Source organism: Bartonella sp. AA86SXKL (assembly GCF_042196885.1).
Genome location: NZ_JBHIRE010000009.1, coordinates 1 through 2,613, shown reverse-complemented (window position 1 = coordinate 2,613; position 2,613 = coordinate 1). Strand labels below are relative to the sequence as shown.

Here is a 2,613-nt window from a genome sequence, read left to right as displayed (position 1 = left end):
GGCGTCATCTTTGCTGCTCGATATTTTTACATTGTCCAGCGTGTTTTTATTTTCATCATTTCCGCTAGCGTTGAAAAAGGCACCTATTTGAGATGCTGTAATGGAACCATCGGTCATCTTGACTGTAGCTGCATTTTGTATATCAAGGCCGTTTGCAACTTTTTCAATGGTTGTTGTGCCTTTTAATGTAATGACGCTGTTGTTGTCAGCTTTTGCACCAGTACTCTTTTTTTCAGTTTCAGAGCCGGTTATTGTCAAATTTTCGCTAACGATTTTGCTACCAACTGCTGTATAAAGCCCAGTTACCATATTTTCAATGGTTGTTTTGCCTGTTAATTCAATCATAGTATTTGGCAAGTAGGCTGCTATACCGGTGCTATTGGTATTTTTTTCGTTCTGAGAGCCCGTTATTGTTAAATCTTTACTAACGAGTTTGCCACCAGTTGTTGCCCTAAGACCGCTGCCAGCAATGTCTTTAATGGTTGTTTGACCCGTTAATTCAATCACGCTATTAGCACCATCGACGAGTATACCAATGCTGTCTTCTTTAGCTTCAGGAAGGATTATCGTTACATTTTTTGCAGTGACTTTACTGCCCTTATTTACCCGAAATCCGTTTGCAACTTTTTCAATGGTTGTTGTGCCTGTTAATTCAACTGTACTATCAGGATCTGTGGTTGTTACACCTGTTCCTGTATCGTCTCCTTTTATTTTTAAATCTTCGCTGGTGATTTTACCACCTGTTTTTGCTAGGATCCCATCCACAGCTTTTTCAATGGTTGTTGTGCCTTTTAACGTAATTTCGCTACCAAGATCTGTAGATGTTACACCAGTTTTTTCAGATTCAGGAGCGGTTACTTTTATATCCTTGCCAATGATTTTTCCACTATTTGTTGCCTTAATCGCATCATAGTTTTTTTCGGATGCGTCGTCGGAGACATCTTTTACTTCTTCATTACTTGTAGCACTGAGGACTGTCGCATATGCGCTGAAATGAGTGCTAAACAGCATGATAGCTACGGCAGCTGTGCCGGATAAAAGAGATTTTTTAAACATTTAGATATTTTCCTTAACTTATAAGCCCCACGCATTCCTTCCCCGCTTACAAGAAGGATATCAAATGAATGGTTTTCTACTTTGGGGACCAATAGATTGTTTTTATTTTTATGTAAAGTAGAAAAATATTTTTTATAAAAATACATAATGTTTTGAATATTATTCATTATGAAATAAATATAAATTATTTTATAATATTAAAAATTATTTATATTTATTTGATTTTAGATCATAGTGTTATTATTGTGCATTGTTTAGAGATAAACTTTATTGAGTTATAAAAAGAAAAAAGAATGGAAAAAATATTAGAAAAAAGAAACAAGAAGAGAGGAAATGAGCAATAAAGAATAGCAGTATCCATGCTGCTGTGGATATACAAAAAAGAAAGTTTGTCGTTTGACAGGAGTTTTTTTAAGTGGGAATAGGTGGAAATTTATGATTTTTTATGACTAATTTTCACCATTAAATGCGCGTTTTATCAAAATGGATTTTGACATCTAAAAAAGAGTGAAAATGAGAAAAAACTGTGATTCAATGGAAAATAGGAAAAGGCTTTGAAGATTTAAAAAAACTCTGTGAAAGCCTAGAATACCGCCTTTTAAGCCCCTTTGAAAAAAATCTATAAATTGTGAAGTTCGCTCCAAAATCAGCCCAAAAAGCAAAAAAAGATATAATATGTTAAAAACAAAGTGTTATTAAAAATCTTAATGTAAGGAGAAATGCACCTTCATTTTCCATTGTATAATGATGGTTAGGTTGGATTTGTGTAGTTCTTGAGTGCTTTTCCAACCTCTATTTAACGTTTTAAATGCAATTTTAAAAAGAGGCAAGGTAAGCTCTATTTCTTCTCTGTCTTTGATGTTTTGAACAAGCTCTTGTAACTTTTTATCAAGCTCTGCTACGAGTTCCGCTATATCTTCAGGGGGAAGTTTAATTGTTGCATTTTTGTTACCTGATTGATTCCTTTGTCTGGGTGGCAAATAGTGATGGTGGTTGGAGTGTTAAACCGGCAAGTCCCTTTGCTGCCGCCATGTTTATCAAACGCGACAAGCAAAGGGGCGGTGTTTTTTGGTTTCCCTCCAACCAAGATGTCAAAGGCATTTTAGGAACAGCGCGCCCCATTAGCTATTTTGATGGGGAAATCGATCATGAAGCAAATCGCCTTAACCAAGCCGATATTGCTACCTTTATTCCAGCACGGCTTAGCCAAAATGCCCATGGAAAAATTGTCGCCAATGGACGTATTTTATGGGGCAACCACACCACCTCCAGTGACCCATTGTGGCGCTTTGTCAATGTGGTGCGCACCCGTGCAGCCGATGGCAGGGCTTGGTGGGAGCGCGCTGCGTCTTTTTCACCCGATGACTTTACTCATGGCAGCATTTCGAGGGGTTGCGGTTTCAGGTGCAGCATTGGTGAGTATCTTTGGTTGGATCGGGACAGTGATCGAAGTGGTTGGGGTGGGTATTTCCTCTGTTGTGGGGGTATTTTTACCCCAATAGGGGCTGTGGTTGCTGCTGTTGTGGCGGTCATACTGGCTGCTGGTTTTGCTTTGTG

At 38.0% G+C, this 2,613-nt stretch carries 3 pseudogenes; 1 reads left to right on the top strand and 2 read right to left on the bottom strand.

What is annotated here, in order from left to right:
* Positions 1-1,056, bottom strand: a pseudogene (locus ACFIO5_RS05380) (hypothetical protein); the annotation flags it as partial.
* 796 nt (positions 1,057-1,852) lie between these two features.
* A pseudogene (locus tag ACFIO5_RS05375) lies at positions 1,853-2,003 on the bottom strand (helix-turn-helix domain-containing protein); the annotation flags it as partial.
* On the opposite strand from ACFIO5_RS05375, the pseudogene ACFIO5_RS05370 reads away from it, so the two are divergent.
* Positions 2,000-2,497 (top strand): annotated as a pseudogene (locus ACFIO5_RS05370) (phage tail protein); the annotation flags it as partial. The pseudogenes ACFIO5_RS05375 and ACFIO5_RS05370 sit on opposite strands and share 4 nt — an antisense overlap.
* Positions 2,498-2,613 lie beyond the last annotated feature (116 nt).